The sequence below is a fragment of the Cupriavidus phytohabitans genome (genome assembly GCF_017815025.1).
GTDB lineage: Bacteria > Pseudomonadota > Gammaproteobacteria > Burkholderiales > Burkholderiaceae > Cupriavidus.
In genome coordinates this window covers 1-16,767 of sequence record NZ_JAGIQB010000064.1, presented here as the reverse complement: position 1 = coordinate 16,767, position 16,767 = coordinate 1, and the positions used below count along the sequence as shown (strand labels likewise).

At 67.3% G+C, this 16,767-nt stretch carries 15 protein-coding genes and 1 tRNA gene; 14 read left to right on the top strand and 2 right to left on the bottom strand.

The genetic code is table 11. The features are described 5' to 3' along the window. Positions 1-53 precede the first annotated feature (53 nt). Positions 54-890, bottom strand: a complete 837-nt coding sequence (locus J8I34_RS29770) for an alpha/beta fold hydrolase (RefSeq protein ID WP_245176233.1) — start codon at positions 888-890, stop codon at positions 54-56. Positions 891-905: 15 nt separating this feature from the next. Next, the gene (locus tag J8I34_RS29765; RefSeq protein WP_029047673.1) at positions 906-2,528 is read right to left on the bottom strand and encodes a benzoate-CoA ligase family protein; all 1,623 of its coding nucleotides are present in this window, start codon (positions 2,526-2,528) and stop codon (positions 906-908) included. Positions 2,529-2,837: 309 nt separating this feature from the next. On the opposite strand from J8I34_RS29765, the gene J8I34_RS29760 reads away from it, so the two are divergent. From J8I34_RS29760 to J8I34_RS29695, 14 genes are all read left to right on the top strand, one after another. Next, on the top strand, positions 2,838-3,800 hold the full coding sequence (locus tag J8I34_RS29760; protein WP_029047674.1) for a helix-turn-helix transcriptional regulator: 963 nt from the start codon (positions 2,838-2,840) through the stop codon (positions 3,798-3,800). Between the two features lie 126 nt (positions 3,801-3,926). Beyond that, the gene (boxC, locus tag J8I34_RS29755) at positions 3,927-5,627 is read left to right on the top strand and encodes a 2,3-epoxybenzoyl-CoA dihydrolase (protein WP_209807737.1); all 1,701 of its coding nucleotides are present in this window, start codon (positions 3,927-3,929) and stop codon (positions 5,625-5,627) included. A 38-nt stretch (positions 5,628-5,665) separates the two neighbouring features. Beyond that, the gene (gene boxB, locus J8I34_RS29750) at positions 5,666-7,090 is read left to right on the top strand and encodes a benzoyl-CoA 2,3-epoxidase subunit BoxB (RefSeq protein ID WP_029047676.1); all 1,425 of its coding nucleotides are present in this window, start codon (positions 5,666-5,668) and stop codon (positions 7,088-7,090) included. A gap of 24 nt (positions 7,091-7,114) precedes the next feature. Further along, positions 7,115-8,347: a benzoyl-CoA 2,3-epoxidase subunit BoxA gene (boxA, locus tag J8I34_RS29745; RefSeq protein WP_029047677.1), complete on the top strand. Its 1,233-nt coding sequence runs from the start codon at positions 7,115-7,117 to the stop codon at positions 8,345-8,347. Between the two features lie 123 nt (positions 8,348-8,470). After that, entirely contained in the window at positions 8,471-8,860 is a 390-nt protein-coding gene (locus J8I34_RS29740; protein ID WP_029047678.1) for an MbcA/ParS/Xre antitoxin family protein, read from the top strand. Then, positions 8,820-9,572, top strand: coding sequence for an RES family NAD+ phosphorylase (locus tag J8I34_RS29735; protein ID WP_029047679.1), 753 nt, complete (start codon positions 8,820-8,822; stop codon positions 9,570-9,572). The genes J8I34_RS29740 and J8I34_RS29735 overlap by 41 nt, the downstream gene beginning before the upstream one ends. A gap of 122 nt (positions 9,573-9,694) precedes the next feature. Further along, a tRNA-Met gene (locus J8I34_RS29730) sits at positions 9,695-9,771 on the top strand. 230 nt (positions 9,772-10,001) lie between these two features. Further along, positions 10,002-10,586, top strand: a complete 585-nt coding sequence (locus J8I34_RS29725) for an NUDIX hydrolase (RefSeq protein ID WP_029047680.1) — start codon at positions 10,002-10,004, stop codon at positions 10,584-10,586. Positions 10,587-10,629: 43 nt separating this feature from the next. Next, a complete protein-coding gene (gene aat, locus J8I34_RS29720; RefSeq protein ID WP_029047681.1) occupies positions 10,630-11,382 on the top strand; it encodes a leucyl/phenylalanyl-tRNA--protein transferase in 753 nt (250 codons plus the stop codon). Positions 11,383-11,461: 79 nt separating this feature from the next. Next, complete coding sequence (locus J8I34_RS29715; RefSeq protein WP_029047682.1) at positions 11,462-12,259, top strand: arginyltransferase; 798 nt, start codon at positions 11,462-11,464, stop codon at positions 12,257-12,259. Positions 12,260-12,340: 81 nt separating this feature from the next. Continuing rightward, positions 12,341-13,375 carry a quinone-dependent dihydroorotate dehydrogenase gene (locus J8I34_RS29710; RefSeq protein ID WP_209807739.1) on the top strand — a complete coding sequence of 345 codons (1,035 nt, stop codon included), beginning with the start codon at positions 12,341-12,343 and terminating at the stop codon, positions 13,373-13,375. A gap of 408 nt (positions 13,376-13,783) precedes the next feature. After that, the gene (locus J8I34_RS29705) at positions 13,784-14,761 is read left to right on the top strand and encodes an ABC transporter substrate-binding protein (RefSeq protein ID WP_209807736.1); all 978 of its coding nucleotides are present in this window, start codon (positions 13,784-13,786) and stop codon (positions 14,759-14,761) included. 169 nt (positions 14,762-14,930) lie between these two features. After that, on the top strand, positions 14,931-15,827 hold the full coding sequence (locus J8I34_RS29700; RefSeq protein ID WP_029047685.1) for an ABC transporter permease: 897 nt from the start codon (positions 14,931-14,933) through the stop codon (positions 15,825-15,827). A 1-nt stretch (position 15,828) separates the two neighbouring features. After that, entirely contained in the window at positions 15,829-16,623 is a 795-nt protein-coding gene (locus J8I34_RS29695; protein WP_063238620.1) for an ABC transporter ATP-binding protein, read from the top strand. The last annotated feature ends 144 nt before the right edge of the window (positions 16,624-16,767 follow it).

Below are 16,767 nucleotides of genomic sequence, written 5' to 3'. Positions count from 1 at the left end.
CTGCGACGGCGCATTGTGCGCCGCGGACCCTGCGGAGCGGGCGGGAAGCCCAATTATTTTAGGTATGAAGTATGTGTGTTTATATGCCGAACCGCGGCCTGCGTCAACGCCTCAGGCTGGTCCCGGTGTGGCGAGTGCCCGCATCGCGCGAGTTTAAGCAAGGTGGTTTGTGGGGCATATCGATGGATACCCTCGATCTGCGCCATGGTGCCGTACTCGTCGTCTTCGCCCTGCACCGCCAGCACAGGTCCCTTCAGCCCGGACAGCAGCGGGCGCAGGTCCCACTGGCGGAATTCCGGGTCGAGCCAGATATCGTTCCAACCCCAGAATGCGGAGTCGACATCGTCATGATGGCGCCCCAGCCGCTCGCGCAGGTCGGTGTCGAGGTAGACCTGACGCGTGGCGGCGATGCTGTTGACCGACAAGTCTTCCACCACGATATGCGGTGCCAGCACGGTGATGCCGTCCACGGCCTGCGGAAAGCTCGCGGCATAGATCAGCGCGATGGAACCTCCATCGCTATGCCCCATCAGCCAGGGAACGCCATGCTTGCGGCCGGGGCCGATTTCGAGCGCGTCGAACAATGCCGGCAAGGCCTCGCGCGCCTGGCGGTGCATGAAATCGGGGCGCCACTTCTCGGCATGCGGGCGCGGCGTGGAGCGGCCGTAGCCGTAACGTGAGAACACCAGGCCGCGATAGTCGCCGGCCTCGCAGAAATTGCGCGGGAAATCGCGCCACATGCTGACCGAGCCCAGGCCTTCGTGCAAAAAGACCACCAGCGGACGCTGCGTACGCGCGGGGCGCAGCCACTGGTATTCGATCTGGATACGACGTTCATCGAAGGGGATTTCCACCAGGCCGGCCGGCATCGGCATCTCGTTGTCTTGCATCGCTCTTGCATCGCTTCAGGAAGGCGTTGTCGGGGACTGGCGCGCGGCTTCTTCGCGCTGGCGCAGCCGGAACCGCTGGATCTTGCCGGTGGCGGTCTTGGGCAGTTCCGTCACGCATTCGATCTGGCGCGGGTACTTGTACGGCGCCAGCCGCGACTTGATGAATGCCTGCAGCTCCGCGGCCATGCCGCCATGCCATTGCTGGCCCGGCCGCAGCACGACGAAGGCCTTGGGCTTGACCAGCTCGTCGGCATCGGCCACGCCGATCACCGCGGCTTCCAGCACGGACGGATGCAGCGCCAGCGCGGCCTCGACCTCGAACGGCGAGACGTAGATGCCGCCGACCTTGAGCATGTCGTCGCTGCGCCCGGCATAGGTGTAGTAGCCGTCGGCATCGCGCAGGTACTTGTCGCCGCTGCGCGTCCATTCGCCGACGAAGGTGTCGCGGGTCTTGTCGCGATTGCACCAGTACATCAGCGCCGCGCTCGGGCCCTTGATGTAGAGGTCGCCGATCTCGCCGGGCGCACATGGTTCGCCGCGCTCGTCCAGCAACTTCAGCTGGTAGCCCGGCACGGCCTGGCCCGTAGTGCCGTAGCGTACCTCGCCGGGCCGGTTCGACAGGAAGATATGCAGCATCTCGGTGGAGCCAATGCCATCCAGGATGTCGCAGCCGAAATGCGCCAGGAAACGCTCGCCGATATCGCGCGGCAATGCCTCGCCGGCGGAGGTGCACACGCGCAGCGCCACTTCGTCGCGCGCCGGCAAGTCGGGCGCGGCGAGCATGCCCGCGAACAGCGTGGGCACACCGTAGAAAACGGTGGGCCGCTGCTCGCGCAGGCGCCGGAACACTGCCGTCGGCGTGGGCCGTTCGGCCATCAGCACGGTGGTCGCACCAACCGACATCGGGAAGGTCAGCGCATTGCCCAGCCCGTAGGCAAAGAACAGCTTGGCGGCCGAGAACACGACGTCGTCCTCGCGGATACCAAGCACCTGGCGGGCATAGAGGTCGGCGGTATGGAACAGGTTGCCGTGGGTATGCACCGTGCCCTTGGGACGGCCGGTCGAGCCCGACGAATAGAGCCAGAACGCCATGTCATCGGGGCCGGTGCGCGCGACCGGCGCTGGCGAACGGGTGCGAGCCAGCATCGCGCCCACGCTGCATGCCGGCGCCGCATCGCCGTGCGGAGCGGCCTGGATCACCGTCGGTGACAGACCGCTCTTGTCGATCGCGGCCTGCATCACCGGTAACAACGGCGTCGATACCACCACCGCGCGGGCGCCGCTGTGCTCGAGCATGTAGGCATAGTCGTCCGCGGTCAGCAGCGTATTGACCGCTACCGGCACCACTCCCGCCAGCAGGCAGCCAAGGAACACCGTGGGGAAGTCGACGGTATCGAGCGCGCACAGCAGCAGGCGCTCTTCCTGCCGAAACCCCGCGTCGCGCAGCGCGCCGGCAAAGCGGCGGGCGCGGGCATCGAGTGCGGCATAGGTCAGCGAAGTGGCGTCGTCGACATAGGCGACCTTGTCGCCCCGTCCTGCAGCGAGGTTGCGCGCAAGCAGGTCTTCGGCGGCGTTGTAGCGCGGCGGCAGCACCGCGACGGTGCCGGCGGCGGTCGCGGCAGTATTGGGGGGCGTCATGTCTCCACTCCTTGGTGTCGCAAGCCGCGCGCCACCGGGACCGGTAGCTGCGCGCCAGGCGCCAGGCCAGTCGCAGTTATCGCGATGTCCGGATCACGTTACGTGCCGGCACCGCGCTTTGCGATGCATTTTATTTCATATCAACTATTATGCAAGCAAGGGGATGCACTATAAGACAGCGCCTTGCGGGGAGTCGCTGAGCGGGGAGCCCGACGCGCCACAAGACACCGCAAGCCTGCTCGTATAATGCGCCCTTGTTTTTTTGCCGGGCGGCCCAGGTGCCGCTTGGCCAACATGACCTTCGACACCATGCGCCGCGACCCAGCCCCGCTGCCCGCCATCGATTCCGACGCCCGCCCCGCACGCGACGCGTCCGCGCCGGCCGCCAACAGCGAGCGCGACCCCTACCTGACGCAACTGGGCGACCGCATCCGCTCGCTGCGCGCCTCGCGCGGCATGTCGCGCAAAGACCTGGCGCGCGGCGCCGGCGTGTCCGAGCGCTACCTTGCCAACCTCGAAACCGGCACCGGCAATGCCTCGGTGCTGCTGCTGCGCCAGGTGGCCGGCGCGCTCGACGTGCCGCTGCCGGTGGTGCTGGCCGAGGTGGACGGCCCGAACGGCTTGAACGGCCAGCAGGCGACGGAGTTCGCGCAGATGGTGCAATGGCTCGCGCAGCTGCCGGCCGCGGACCTGGCGCGGGTGCGCGAAGCCTGCCGCCATGCGCTGGCGCCTGAGGAATCCGGTGACGCGCGCCACCGCCGCATCGCGCTGATCGGCCTGCGCGGCGCCGGCAAGTCCACGCTGGGCCGCGCGCTGGCGGCCGCGCGCGATGTACCCTTTGTCGAACTGAACACCGTGATCGAGCAGGAAGCCGGCGCCAGCCTGTCCGAAATCCATTCGCTGTACGGCCAGGCCGCCTACCGCCGCTACGAGATGCGAGCGCTGGAACGCACGCTGCGCGAGAACGAGCGCATGGTGCTGGCCACGCCCGGCAGCCTGGTATCGGAGCCGGCAACTTTCAACCTGCTGCTGGCACAGTGCTACACCATCTGGGTGCGCACCTCGCCGGAAGAGCACATGGCGCGCGTGGTGGCCCAGGGCGACATGCGCCCGATGGAAGGCAACCGCGAAGCCATGGCCGACCTGCGCCGCATCCTGCAAGCACGCACGCCGCTGTACGCCCGCGCCGATATCTCGATCGACACCAGCGGCCTGGATGCCGCGACCTCGCTGCAACAGCTGCGCGCGCAACTGCAGGCCGCCGGCGCCTGACCGGCTTCATCCCCTCCCACCCCGCCGCATTCCGCGCGCGGGGCAATCAGGCATTGCGCCGCGCCTTCCTCTGCACTATATTTCATCAAAAGCCGCAAGGCACTATAGTGCATCAAGGAGACAGCCATGTCCGCGCCGGCACCCGCCCCACTTCAGCCTGCCGCCCAGGCAGCAGCCCCCGCCCCCGTCACGTTCGAGCGCCATCCCGACCAATACCGCCACTGGAAGCTCAGCTTCAACGGCCCCGTCGCCACGCTGGCGATGGACGTCGACGAGGAAGCCGGCCTGCGCCCCGGCTACGCGCTCAAGCTGAATTCCTATGACCTCGGCGTCGATATCGAACTGCATGACGCGCTGCAGCGCGTCCGCTTCGAGCATCCCGAAGTGCGCACCGTGGTGCTGACCAGCGCGCGCGAGCGGATCTTCTGCTCCGGCGCCAACATCTTCATGCTGGGCCAGTCGTCGCACGCGTGGAAGGTCAACTTCTGCAAGTTCACCAACGAGACCCGCAACGCCATCGAGGATGCCAGCGAGCACTCGGGACTGAAATTCATCGCCGCCTGCAACGGCACCACCGCCGGCGGCGGCTACGAGCTGGCGCTGGCCTGCGACGAGATCGTGCTGGTCGACGACCGTTCTTCCGCGGTCAGCCTGCCCGAAGTGCCGCTGCTGGGCGTACTGCCCGGCACCGGCGGCCTGACCCGGGTGACCGACAAGCGCAAGGTCCGGCGCGACCATGCCGATATCTTCTGCACCACCACCGAGGGCGTGCGCGGCCAGCGCGCCAGGGACTGGAAACTGGTCGATGAAGTGGTCAAGCCGGCGCGCTTTGCCGAATACGTCGCCGAGCGCGCTGCGGCACTCGCCGCCACCAGCGACCGTCCGCAGGGCCACCACGGCATCACGCTGACCCCGCTGTCGCGCACCGTCGAGCCCGACGGCTACCGCTACGAGACCGTGCGCGTGCACATCGATCCCGCGGCACGCAAGGCCACGCTCACCGTATTCGGCCCCGACAAGCACCAGCCCGCCGATCTCGCCGGCGTGGTCGCGGCCGGGGCGCAATGGTGGCCGCTGAAGATGGCGCGCGAGCTCGACGATGCCATCCTGACGCTGCGCACCAACCACCTCGACATCGGCATCTGGGTGCTGAAGACTGACGGCGACCCGGCGCAGGTACTGTCAGCCGATGCGCTGCTGGAAGCCAATGCCGGCCACTGGTTCGTGCGCGAGACCATCGGCATGCTGCGCCGCACGCTGGCGCGGCTGGATGTGTCGTCGCGCAGCCTGATCGCGCTGATCGAGCAGGATTCGTGCTTCGCCGGCACGCTGCTGGAACTGGTGCTGGCGGCCGACCGCAGCTACATGCTGCACCTGCCCGACGCGCCCGACGACGCGCCGCGCATCTTCGTGTCCGCGGTCAATTTCGGCCGCTACCCGATGCCGAACGGGCAAACCCGGCTGGCCGCGCGCTTCTATGGCGACGAGACCGCGCTGGCCGCGGTGCGCGAACACATCGGCGCGCCGCTCGACGCGCTCAGCGCCGACTCGCTCGGCCTGATCACCGCCGCGCCCGACGACATCGACTGGGAGGACGAGATCCGCATCGCGCTGGAAGAGCGCGCCAGCCTGTCGCCCGACGCACTCACCGGCATGGAAGCCAATCTGCGCTTCGGCGGCGCCGAGAACATGGCAACGCGCATTTTCGGCCGCCTGACCGCATGGCAGAACTGGATCTTCCAGCGGCCCAACGCCGTCGGCGAGAACGGCGCGCTGAAGGTATTCGGCACCGGCAACAAGGCGCGCTTCGACTGGGACCGGGTGTAACGCCCGCCCTGCGCCAGCGAGCACAACGAGGAGACACCGTGAGCATCGACTACAGCCAGAAGATCCCCAACAACGTCAACCTGTCCGACGACCGCGCGCTGCAACGCGCGCTCGAACACTGGCAGCCCGCCTTCCTCGACTGGTGGCGCGACATGGGACCGGATGGCTCGCACAATTTCGACGTGTACCTGCGCACCGCGGTGTCGGTCGACCCGTCGGGCTGGGCGCACTTCGAGCACGTCAAGATGCCCGACTACCGCTGGGGCATCTTCCTGCAGCCGGCCGACCCGGAGCGCAAGATCCATTTCGGCGAGCACAAGGGCGAAGCCGCGTGGCAGGACGTGCCCGGCGAGCATCGCGCCAACCTGCGCCGCATCATCGTCACGCAGGGCGACACCGAGCCGGCATCGGTCGAGCAGCAGCGCCACCTGGGCCTGACAGCGCCCAGCCTGTACGACCTGCGCAACCTGTTCCAGGTCAACGTCGAAGAAGGCCGCCACCTGTGGGCCATGGTCTATCTGCTGCACCGCTACTTCGGCCGCGACGGCCGCGAAGAAGCCGAGGCGCTGCTGGAGCGCCGCTCCGGCGACCAGGACAATCCGCGCATCCTCGGCGCCTTCAACGAGCGCACGCCGGACTGGCTGTCGTTCTTCATGTTCACCTACTTCACCGACCGCGACGGCAAGTTCCAGCTGTGCGCGCTGGCCGAGTCGGGCTTCGATCCGCTCGCGCGCACCACGCGCTTCATGCTGACCGAGGAAGCGCACCACATGTTCGTCGGCGAATCGGGCGTGTCGCGCGTGATCCAGCGCACCTGCGAGGTCATGCGCGAACGCGGCATCGAAGATCCGGAACAGGTGCGCGCTGCCGGCGTGATCGACCTGGAGACGATCCAGCGCTACCTGAACTTCCACTACAGCGTGACCATCGACCTCTTTGGCGCGGACCAGTCGTCCAACGCGGCCACCTTCTACAGCGCCGGCCTGAAGGGCCGTTTCGAGGAAGGCAAGCGCGCCGACGACCACGTGCTCAAGGGCGACGTCTACCGCGTGCTGGAAGTGCGCGACGGCCATCTCGGCGAGCGCGAGGTGCCGATGCTCAATGCGCTCAATGAAGTGCTGCGCGACGACTACATCAAGGACAGCATGGGCGGCGTGGCGCGCTGGAACAAGGTGATCGAGAAAGCCGGCATCCCCTTCCGCCTGACCGTTCCGCACAAGGCCTTCAACCGCAAGATCGGCACGCTGGCCAACGTGCACGTGTCGCCGCAAGGCGAGCTGATCTCCGAGGCCGAGTGGAAAGCCAGCGAGCGCAAGTGGCTCGCCACGGACGAGGACCGCGCCTTTGTCGCCAGCCTGATGGGCCGAGTGGTCGAGCCCGGCAAGTACGCCAACTGGATTGCGCCGCCGGCGGTGGGCATCAACCGCCAGCCGATGGATTTCGAGTACGTGCGTTTCAACTGAGCAAGGAGATACCGGAGATAAGCGATGGGCGCCCCCGACATCATCAAGCAGCACCTGATCGACCCGGAAATCTGCATCCGCTGCAATACCTGCGAAGACACCTGCCCGATCGACGCCATCACCCACGACGACCGCAACTACGTGGTCAAGGCCGACGTCTGCAACGGCTGCAACGCCTGCCTGTCGCCGTGCCCGACCGGCGCCATCGACAACTGGCGCACCATGCTGCGCGGCGACGCCTATACCATCGAGGCACAGCTGTTGTGGGACGAACTGCCGGCCGAGGTGCCGCTGCCTGAGCTGGATACCGCGATCGAAGGTGCCGCGGCCGCGGCGCCGGCCGCGCCTGAAGTCACGATCCAATCGGTGGAAACCAGCCGCCACACCTCGCCGCGCGCGCCCTGGTCGGCGGCACACCCGTATGTGAACCTGCACGGCGTGCGCGCCCCGGTCACGGCGACGGTGGCCGGCAACTATCGGCTCACCGCCGAGGACGCGTCCAGCGATATCCACCATATCGTGCTGGACTTCGGCACCCACTTCTTCCCGATCCTGGAAGGCCAGTCGATCGGCATCGTGCCGCCGGGCACCGACGCCGCCGGCAAGCCGCACTACATCCGCATGTACTCGGTGGCCAGCCCGCGCGACGGCGAGCGCCCCGGCTACAACAACCTCGCGCTGACGGTAAAGCGGGTCGACCAGGACCATGCCGGCCGGCCGGTGCGCGGCGTGGCGTCCAGCTACCTGTGCGATCTGGCCAAGGGCGATACCGTGCAGGTGGTGGGCCCGTTCGGCGCCACCTTCCTGATGCCGAACCACGCCGAAGCCAGCGTGATGATGATCTGCACCGGCACCGGCTCTGCCCCCATGCGCGCCATGACCGAGCGCATGCGCCGCAACCTGGCGCACTTCCGCGGGCGCCGGATGCTGTTTTTCGGCGCTCGCAATGCCAATGAGTTGCCCTACTTCGGCCCGCTGCTCAAACTGCCCAGGGATTTCCTCGACATCCATTTCGCCTTTTCGCGCGACCCCGATGCGCCGCGCCGCTATGTGCAGGACGCGATCCGCGAGGCCGCCGATGCCGCGGCCGCCCTGCTCACGGACCCGAACGGCCATGTCTACATCTGCGGCCTCAAAGGGATGGAGGAAGGCGTGCTGGCCGCCTTCGACGCGGTCTGCGCCGGTGCCGGCCGCAACTGGGCCGAACTGGAAGCCACCATGAAAGCCGAGGGCCGGCTGCATATCGAGACCTATTAGCCTGCACGCCTGTCTAACCGATGCCGGCCCGCCAGAATCCGGCGGGCCGGCGCTTTTTGCGCCAAACGCTTCCCTTCTGAAATCGTTCGCCTATAATATTTCTCAAGAAACAGGAGCAAGGCGATGCAATCCAGGCGGATCCCGGAAACAGACCCCGCCGGCGGCCCCGACCCCGGCACCACGCTGACCAAGGCGGTCATGCGCGCCGCCAGCTTCCTCGGCATCAGCCAGGCGGTGGTAGCGAGTGTGCTCGGCATCAGCACGGCTTCTGTATCGCGCATGGCATCCGGCGGCTATGTGCTCGATGCCCACCGCAAGGAGTGGGAATTCGGCGTTCTGTTCGTGCGCCTGTTCCGCTCGCTGGACGCAATCCTCGGCCATGGCGACCAGGCGCGGCTGTGGCTCACCCATGAAAACCTGGCACTCGGCGGCAAGCCCATCGAAATGATCCGCACAACGGAAGGTCTGGTCCGTGTCGTTCACTACCTGGACGCCACCCGCGGTCGCATCTGAGCGCCGGCAGTTCGCGCTCACGCTGTGGCGGGCGGTGGAAGCCCAGCACGTTGTCTCCACCATGCCACTGGTCGACAGCCTCGAAGAACAGGCTGTGCTGGAAGCCGTGCTCGATGCCGGCAAACCCGCCGTGCCGATCGAGGCACGCCACCTGCACTACCTGCTGTTCACCCCCTTTCGCTATCCCCCATCCCCCTGGGGCTCGCGCTTCCGCGCCGCCCAGGACCCGGGCGTGTTCTACGGCGCCGCGGAGATCCGCACCGCCTGCGCGGAACTGGGCTACTGGCGCTGGCGCTTCCTTAACGACAGCCCGGCATTGCCACGCATCGACGCGCGCGCGCAGACGCTGTTCGAAGTGCGCATCGCCACCGACGGCGTGGCGCTCGACGCCCCGCCCTTCGACCGTGACCGCGACACCTGGACCGACCCCGACCAACATGAGCCCTGCCAGGCCTTCGGCCGCATCGCGCGCGAAGCCGGCCTTGGCATGATCCGCTACGCTTCGGTCCGCGACCCGCTCCGCGGCCTGTGCGGCGCGGTGCTGACGCCGCGCGCTTTCGCCCACCCGCAGCCACTGGCGACCACCACCTGGATGCTGACCGTGCGCCGCGACCGCGTGATCTGGCAGCGCGACGACCTGCAGCAGCGCGACAGCTTCGAGTTCGCCGCTACGCTGTGGCAGCGCACAAGCGATAGTCCCGGCGCGGGCTGAACCTGTTCGCGCTCGCGGCGATCTAATCGTTGTGGCATGAGGGTTGTCGCCGTGCCTGATGATATTTCGAATCAGGTGTTGCAATGCGCAACCAAGTGCCCTATAATCTTTTCTTCGACGGACGCGGGGTGGAGCAGTCTGGCAGCTCGTCGGGCTCATAACCCGAAGGTCGCAGGTTCAAATCCTGCCCCCGCAACCAACCGCTTGATGATGCGGTTGGATACTGCAAATCATCCGATCCGTCCGACAGACAAACCCGCCGCTGGCGGGTTTTTTGTTTTGGCCGCGCCGCTTCGCACAGGCTCCGCACAAACGCCGAGGGCATCATCCGTGCCGCATGCAACCGACCGCATCGCACTACCCTGCTGGCCCGCCCCGGCGCCCTTCGCGAGGGTGATACACTTTCGCCATTCCTCCCGGACGCCCCTCATGAAATTCTGCTCGAACTGTGGCCATGCGGTCGTGTTGCGTGTGCCTGATGGCGACAACCGCCCGCGCAGTGTCTGCGACAGCTGCGGCACCATCCACTACGTCAACCCGCGCAATGTCGTGGGAACGATTCCGGTCTGGGAAGACAAGATCCTGATCTGCAAGCGCGCGATCGAGCCGCGCTATGGCTTCTGGACCCTGCCGGCCGGCTTCATGGAAATCGGCGAGACCACCGCACAAGCCGCCTCGCGCGAGACGCTGGAAGAAGCCGGCGCGCGCGTGCAGGTTGGCGAGCTGTTCTCGATCCTGAATGTGCCGCATGTGCACCAGGTGCACCTGTTCTACCTGGCCACGCTGGACGACCTCGACATCGCGCCGGGCGAGGAAAGCCTGGAGGTCAAGCTGGTGGAAGAAGCCGACGTGCCGTGGGACGAACTCGCGTTCCCGACCGTGATCCACACGCTGCGCTGCTTCTTTGCCGACCGCGCCGCCGGCCGGCTGCAGGACGGCAGCTTCCGGCTGCATAGCCTGGATATCGACAAGCCCATGCGCCCGCTGACCAGCCGGGCCACGGTCACGCCCTGAGCGCCCGGCCAGCGCGCGCAGCACAACTCCCGGCACAGCCCGCATGATCGCCTGGCTGGATCCGCACGACCCGTTTCCGCCGGTGGAGCAGGCGCTCGGCGCCGATTCGGATGCGCCGGGGCTGCTGGCGGCGAGCCGCGACCTGTCGCCTCAGCGGCTGCTGCTGGCGTACCGGCAAGGCATCTTTCCCTGGTATTCGAGCGGCCAGCCGGTGCTGTGGTGGAGCACCGACCCGCGCATGGTGCTGGCGCCGCATGCCTTGCGTGTGTCGGTGACACTGCGCAAGACGCTGCGCCGCGTGCTGCGCGATGCGGACTGGGAAATTCGCGTCGATGACGATTTCCTGGCCGTGATGCGCGCCTGCGCCATCACGCCGCGCGATGGCCAGGACGGCACCTGGATCACCGACGACATCATTGCCGCCTATGGCACGCTGCATCGCAACGGCATGGCGCATTCGGTGGAGAGCTGGTATCGCGGCGAGCGTGTCGGCGGTTTGTACGGCGTAGCGCTGGGCCGGATGTTCTTCGGCGAGTCGATGTTCGCGCACCGCACCGACGCCTCCAAGATCGCGCTGGCGGCGCTGTGCGCCTTCCTCGGCAACCACGGCGTGGCGATGATAGACTGCCAGCAGGAGACCGATCACCTGGCCTCGCTGGGCGCCAGCCCGATCCCCCGCGCGCAATTCGTCGCACATGTGCGCGCGGCGGCGGTGCAGCCCGCGATCAGCCCGTGGCGGTTCGATAAGTCGGTGCTGGAGCGCTGGGCCGGGACACCAGCCGCGCCAGCCGGTTGAATCCAGGGAAGGACGCCGCCACCGCTCACCGCCCGTCCGCGCCCTCGCCCGCATCGTCCCGCCCGGAGCCCCCAGAGTCATGAGCAAGCTGAAGGAACTACCGCTCTCTGCGCTGCAGTTCTACGCCACGGCGCCCTACGCTTGCAGCTATCTGGAAGGCCGCATGGCGCGCTCGCAGGTCGCCACGCCCGCGCACCTGATCAACGCCGACGTCTATTCGCGGCTGGTGCGCGCCGGTTTCCGGCGCAGCGGCATCTTCACCTACCGGCCGTATTGCGACGACTGCCACGCGTGCACGCCATGCCGCGTGCTGGTCGACCAGTTCACGCCCGACCGATCGCAGCGCCGCGCGTGGCGGCGGCACGAGCACCTGCAGGCGCTGGTGGCGCCGCTGACCTACGTCGAAGAGCACTATTCGCTGTACCTGCTGTACCAGTCGATGCGCCACGCCGGCGGCGGCATGGACCAGGACAGCCGCGACCAGTATGAGCAGTTCTTGCTGCAGAGCCGCGTCAATTCGCGCCTCGTGGAGTTCCGCGACCCGCCGGGATCGCCCGAGGCCGGCCGGCTGCGCATGGTCAGCATGATCGACGTGCTGGACGACGGTCTCTCGTCGGTCTACACCTTCTATGACCCGCTCGAGCGTAATGCCAGCTATGGCACCTTCAACATCCTGTGGCAGATCCAGCAGACCCATGCGCTCGGCCTGCCACACCTGTACCTGGGCTACTGGATCGCAGACAGCCGCAAGATGGCGTACAAGGCACGCTTCCAGCCGCTGCAGGTACTGACCGGCAACCACTGGCACGCCTTCGAGGAAAAGGACGCCGCGCCCGCGGCCCCCGACACCCCCGAGACGCCTTCCGCGCAGGGGTAGCCCGCCACCGGGCAAGCGGCCCAGCCGCTACAATGCCGGGCTGGAATTCACTCTGTGACGGCCCCGCCGGCCGGCTGCCCCGTGCTCAACGCGCTCTACCCCCTGTTTCGCCCCGCCCTGTTCTCGATGGATGCCGAGGACGCCCACCATTTCACGCTGAACAACCTGCTGCGCGCCCACCGCATGGGCCTGGCCGGCTGCCTCGGCAACAAGATTGCGGATGATCCGCGCACCGTGATGGGCGTGCGCTTTCCCAACCCGGTCGGGCTGGCAGCCGGGCTGGACAAGGACGGCGCCTATATCGACGGGCTGGCCGCGTTCGGCTTCGGCTTTATCGAGGTCGGCACGGTCACGCCGCGCGCGCAGCCGGGCAACCCGCGCCCGCGCATGTTCCGGCTGCCGCAGGCGGATGCGCTGATCAACCGCATGGGCTTCAACAACGGCGGCGTCGATGCCTTTGTCGCCAACGTCAAGGCGTCGCGCTGGAAGGCCGAGGGCGGCGTGCTGGGGCTGAATATCGGCAAGAACGCCGATACGCCGATCGAGCGCGCCAATGACGACTACCTGTATTGCCTGGAGCGCGTCTATCCGCACGCAAGCTACGTGACGGTCAATATCTCGTCGCCCAACACCAAGAACCTGCGCCAGCTGCAAGGCGCGAGCGAACTGGACAGCCTCCTGTCTACGCTGAAGGACGCGCAGCAGCGCCTGGCCGACCAGCACAAGCGCTATGTGCCGCTGGCGCTGAAGATCGCGCCGGATCTCGACGCCGACCAGATCGGCAATATCGGCGACGCGCTGGTGCGCCACAAGATCGACGGCGTGATCGCCACCAACACCACCATCTCGCGTGAGGCGGTCAAGGGACTGCCCCATGCCGAGGAAGCCGGCGGCCTGTCGGGGCGCCCGGTGTTCGAGGCCTCCACGCGCGTGGTGCGCGCGCTGCACGCCGTGGTCGGCGACGCGGTGCCGATCATCGGCGTGGGCGGCATCTTCAGCGGCGCGGATGCGCGCGCCAAGATCGACGCCGGCGCGAAGCTGGTGCAGGTCTACAGCGGGCTGATCTACCGCGGCCCGGCGCTGGTGCGCGACTGCGCCGCGGCGCTGCGCCGCTGACGCTTATCCGCCCCCCGGGGGCGGCCACGCGATCCAACTCGAGGAAAACCTCGAAGCCGGGATGCGCAATTGCATGAAGATCGGATCGCCGCAATCGGGGTAATCCACAGGCAAATCACGAATCCCGCGCAATAATATGCGCCCCGATGGCCGATTGCAGGCTTCCGACAGCATCGGATGCTCTCAATCGGCATGATGACTACGCATTTCGTGCGCGAGAAGTGGTATCCTCGCAGGCTTATCGCTGTCGCATCCGACGCGTCCGCGCACGCTCCCTCCCGCCGCAGGAAGCCCTTGCGCCCGCCGCGGACCGGCACCGCCCGCCCATGCGCGGGTGCGCCAGGACAGCGGACCGAACCATCCGCGGCCGCATCCAATCCAGAACCGAGCTTTCGGGGGAGAACAAGCATGAAGTCCATCAAGGGTCTCGCAGCAACCAAGTCGATCCTGGGCGGCGCCGTGGCGCTGGCCTTGCTGTACGGCGGCGCCGTGCAGGCCCAGACCGTCAAGGTGCTGTCGATCGTCGACCACCCTGCACTGGATGCAATCCGCGACGGCGTGCGCGCCGAGCTGAAGGCCGCCGGTTATGACGCCGACAAGAGCCTGAAGTGGGAATACCAGAGCGCCCAGGGCAACACCGGCACGGCGGCGCAGATCGCCCGCAAGTTCGTCGGCGACAACCCGAACGCCATCGTTGCCATCGCCACTCCGTCGGCCCAGGCCGTGGTCGCCGCGACCAAGACGGTGCCGGTGGTGTATTCGGGCGTGACCGATCCGGTCGCCGCGCAGCTGGTCAAGAGCTGGTCGCCGTCGGGCACCAACGTGACCGGCGTGTCGGACAAGCTGCCCCTGGACAAGCAGGTCGCCCTGATCAAGCGCGTGGTGCCCAAGGCCAAGAACGTGGGCATGGTCTACAACCCGGGCGAGGCCAACTCGGTCGTGGTGGTCAAGGAACTGAAGGAGCTGCTGGCCAAGGAAGGCCTGACGCTGAAGGAAGCCGCCGCGCCGCGCACCGTGGACATCGGCCCGGCCGCCAAGAGCCTGATCGGCAAGGTCGACGTGATTTACACCAACACCGACAACAACGTGGTGTCGGCGTATGAGTCGCTGGTCAAGGTCGCCAACGAATCGAAGATCCCGCTGGTGGCGGCCGATACCGACAGCGTCAAGCGTGGCGCCGTGGCCGCGCTGGGCATCAACTACGGCGACCTGGGGCACCAGACCGGCAAGGTCGTGGTGCGCATCCTGAAGGGCGAGAAGCCCGGTACGATCGCTTCGCAGACCAGCGACAACCTGGAGCTGTTCGTGAACACGGGCGCCGCCGCCAAGCAAGGCGCCACGCTGTCGCCGGAGCTGATCAAGGAAGCCAAGACGGTCATCAAGTAATCACGGCAAGCCCGTCCCTGCCGTCGTTGGACGGAGGGCGCCCCGCCGGTCCTATCCGGACCGGCAGGGCATGACAGGGCGAGGCGGCAGGCAGCCCCACACGGGCAGCGCTGCCCGCCCCAAAAGCCGGCGCCAGGGTAGCCGCCGGCCCCCGCAACAGGATTCCCCCATGTCCCTTTTTTCCCTTCTGGGCGCCCTGGAGATCGGCCTGATCTTCAGCCTGGTGGCGCTCGGGGTGCTGATTTCCTTCCGCATCCTCAACTTTCCCGACCTGACCGTTGACGGCAGCTTCCCGCTGGGCGGCGCCGTTGCTGCGACGCTGATCGCGGCCGGCCAGGATCCCTTCCTGGCGACCGTGGTGGCGATCGCCGCCGGCGCGCTGGCAGGCTGGATCACCGGCTGGCTCAATGTCCGGCTCAAGATCATGGACCTGCTCGCCAGTATCCTGATGATGATCGCGCTGTACTCGGTCAACCTGCGCATCATGGGCCGCCCGAATGTGCCGCTGATCACCGAGCCGACCCTGTTCACCATCCTGCAGCCGGAATGGATGCCCGACTATGTGCTGCGTCCGCTGGTGCTGTTCATCGTGGTGGTGATCGCCAAGCTCGGCCTGGACTGGTTCTTCAGCTCGCAACTGGGCCTGGCGATGCGCGCCACCGGCGCCAATCCGCGCATGGCGCGGGCGCAGGGCATCCCCACCGGCCGCGCCACGCTGGCCGGCATGGCGCTGTCCAATGCGCTGGTGGCACTGGCCGGCGCGCTGTTCGCGCAGACCCAGGGCGGCTCGGACATCTCGATGGGCATCGGCACCATCGTGATCGGCCTGGCCGCGGTGATCATCGGCGAAACCGTGCTGCCGGCGCGTCGCCTGATCTGGACCACGCTGGCCGTGGTGCTGGGCGCCATCCTGTACCGCTTCTTCATTGCGCTGGCGCTGAACAGCGACTTCATCGGCCTGAAGGCGCAGGACCTGAACCTGGTCACCGCCGCGCTGGTGACGATCGCGCTGGTGCTGCCGGCCACGCGCAAGAAGCTGTTTGCCCGCAAGAACGGAGGTGCCTGAGATGCTGCGCGCACAAGACCTGAAGCTCACCTTCAACCCGGGCACTCCGATCGAGACCCGCGCGCTGCGCGGCCTCACGCTGGAAATCCCCAGCGGCCAGTTCGTCGCCGTGATCGGCTCCAACGGCGCCGGCAAGTCGACCTTCCTGAATGCGATCAGCGGCGACCAGATGGTCGACTCCGGCCGCATCACCATCGATGACACCGACGTCACCCGCCAGCCGGCCTGGGACCGCGCGCACCTGGTGGCGCGCGTGTTCCAGGACCCGATGGCCGGCACCTGCGAGGCGCTGACCATCGAGGAGAACATGGCGCTGGCGATGGCGCGCGGCGCGAAGCGGGGTTTCCGCCCGGCGCTGAACCGCGCCTCGCGCGAGCTCTTCCGCGAGAAGCTGCGGCTGCTGAACCTGGGGCTGGAAAACCGCCTGACCGACCGCATCGGCCTGCTCTCCGGCGGCCAGCGCCAGGCGGTGAGCCTGCTGATGGCATCGCTGCAGCCGTCGCGCATCCTGCTGCTGGACGAGCATACCGCCGCACTGGACCCGAAGACCGCCGCGTTCGTGCTGGAACTGACCGCGCGCATCGTCGAGGAAAGCAAGCTGACGACGATGATGGTGACGCACAGCATGCGCCAGGCGCTGGATTATGGCCAACGCACGGTGATGCTGCACCAGGGGCAGGTAGTGCTGGATGTTTCGGGTGACAAGCGCAAGGGGCTGGATGTGCCGGACCTGCTGAAGATGTTCGAGCAGACGCGGCATGAGCAGCTGGATGACGATGCGCTGTTGCTGGGGTGAGACCCCTGGCGCAAGAAAAAACGGGGAGCTTCGGCTCCCCGTTTCTTTGGCCTGGCGTGCAGACGGCTAGTCCGAACTTTGAGCTGGCGGCGCGCATAATGCTTTGATTTCTCACGGTTATGTGCGCGCGAGCGAGTCGATTAC

Coding starts and splice junctions, on each gene's coding strand:
- J8I34_RS29770 (WP_245176233.1), bottom strand. CDS start 890: ATGCAAGACAACGAGATGCCGATGCCGGCCGGCCTGGTGGAAATCCCC.
- J8I34_RS29765 (WP_029047673.1), bottom strand. CDS start 2,528: ATGACGCCCCCCAATACTGCCGCGACCGCCGCCGGCACCGTCGCGGTG.
- J8I34_RS29760 (WP_029047674.1), top strand. CDS start 2,838: ATGCGCCGCGACCCAGCCCCGCTGCCCGCCATCGATTCCGACGCCCGC.
- boxC (WP_209807737.1), top strand. CDS start 3,927: ATGTCCGCGCCGGCACCCGCCCCACTTCAGCCTGCCGCCCAGGCAGCA.
- boxA (WP_029047677.1), top strand. CDS start 7,115: ATGGGCGCCCCCGACATCATCAAGCAGCACCTGATCGACCCGGAAATC.
- J8I34_RS29740 (WP_029047678.1), top strand. CDS start 8,471: ATGCAATCCAGGCGGATCCCGGAAACAGACCCCGCCGGCGGCCCCGAC.
- J8I34_RS29725 (WP_029047680.1), top strand. CDS start 10,002: ATGAAATTCTGCTCGAACTGTGGCCATGCGGTCGTGTTGCGTGTGCCT.
- aat (WP_029047681.1), top strand. CDS start 10,630: ATGATCGCCTGGCTGGATCCGCACGACCCGTTTCCGCCGGTGGAGCAG.
- J8I34_RS29715 (WP_029047682.1), top strand. CDS start 11,462: ATGAGCAAGCTGAAGGAACTACCGCTCTCTGCGCTGCAGTTCTACGCC.
- J8I34_RS29705 (WP_209807736.1), top strand. CDS start 13,784: ATGAAGTCCATCAAGGGTCTCGCAGCAACCAAGTCGATCCTGGGCGGC.
- J8I34_RS29700 (WP_029047685.1), top strand. CDS start 14,931: ATGTCCCTTTTTTCCCTTCTGGGCGCCCTGGAGATCGGCCTGATCTTC.
- J8I34_RS29695 (WP_063238620.1), top strand. CDS start 15,829: ATGCTGCGCGCACAAGACCTGAAGCTCACCTTCAACCCGGGCACTCCG.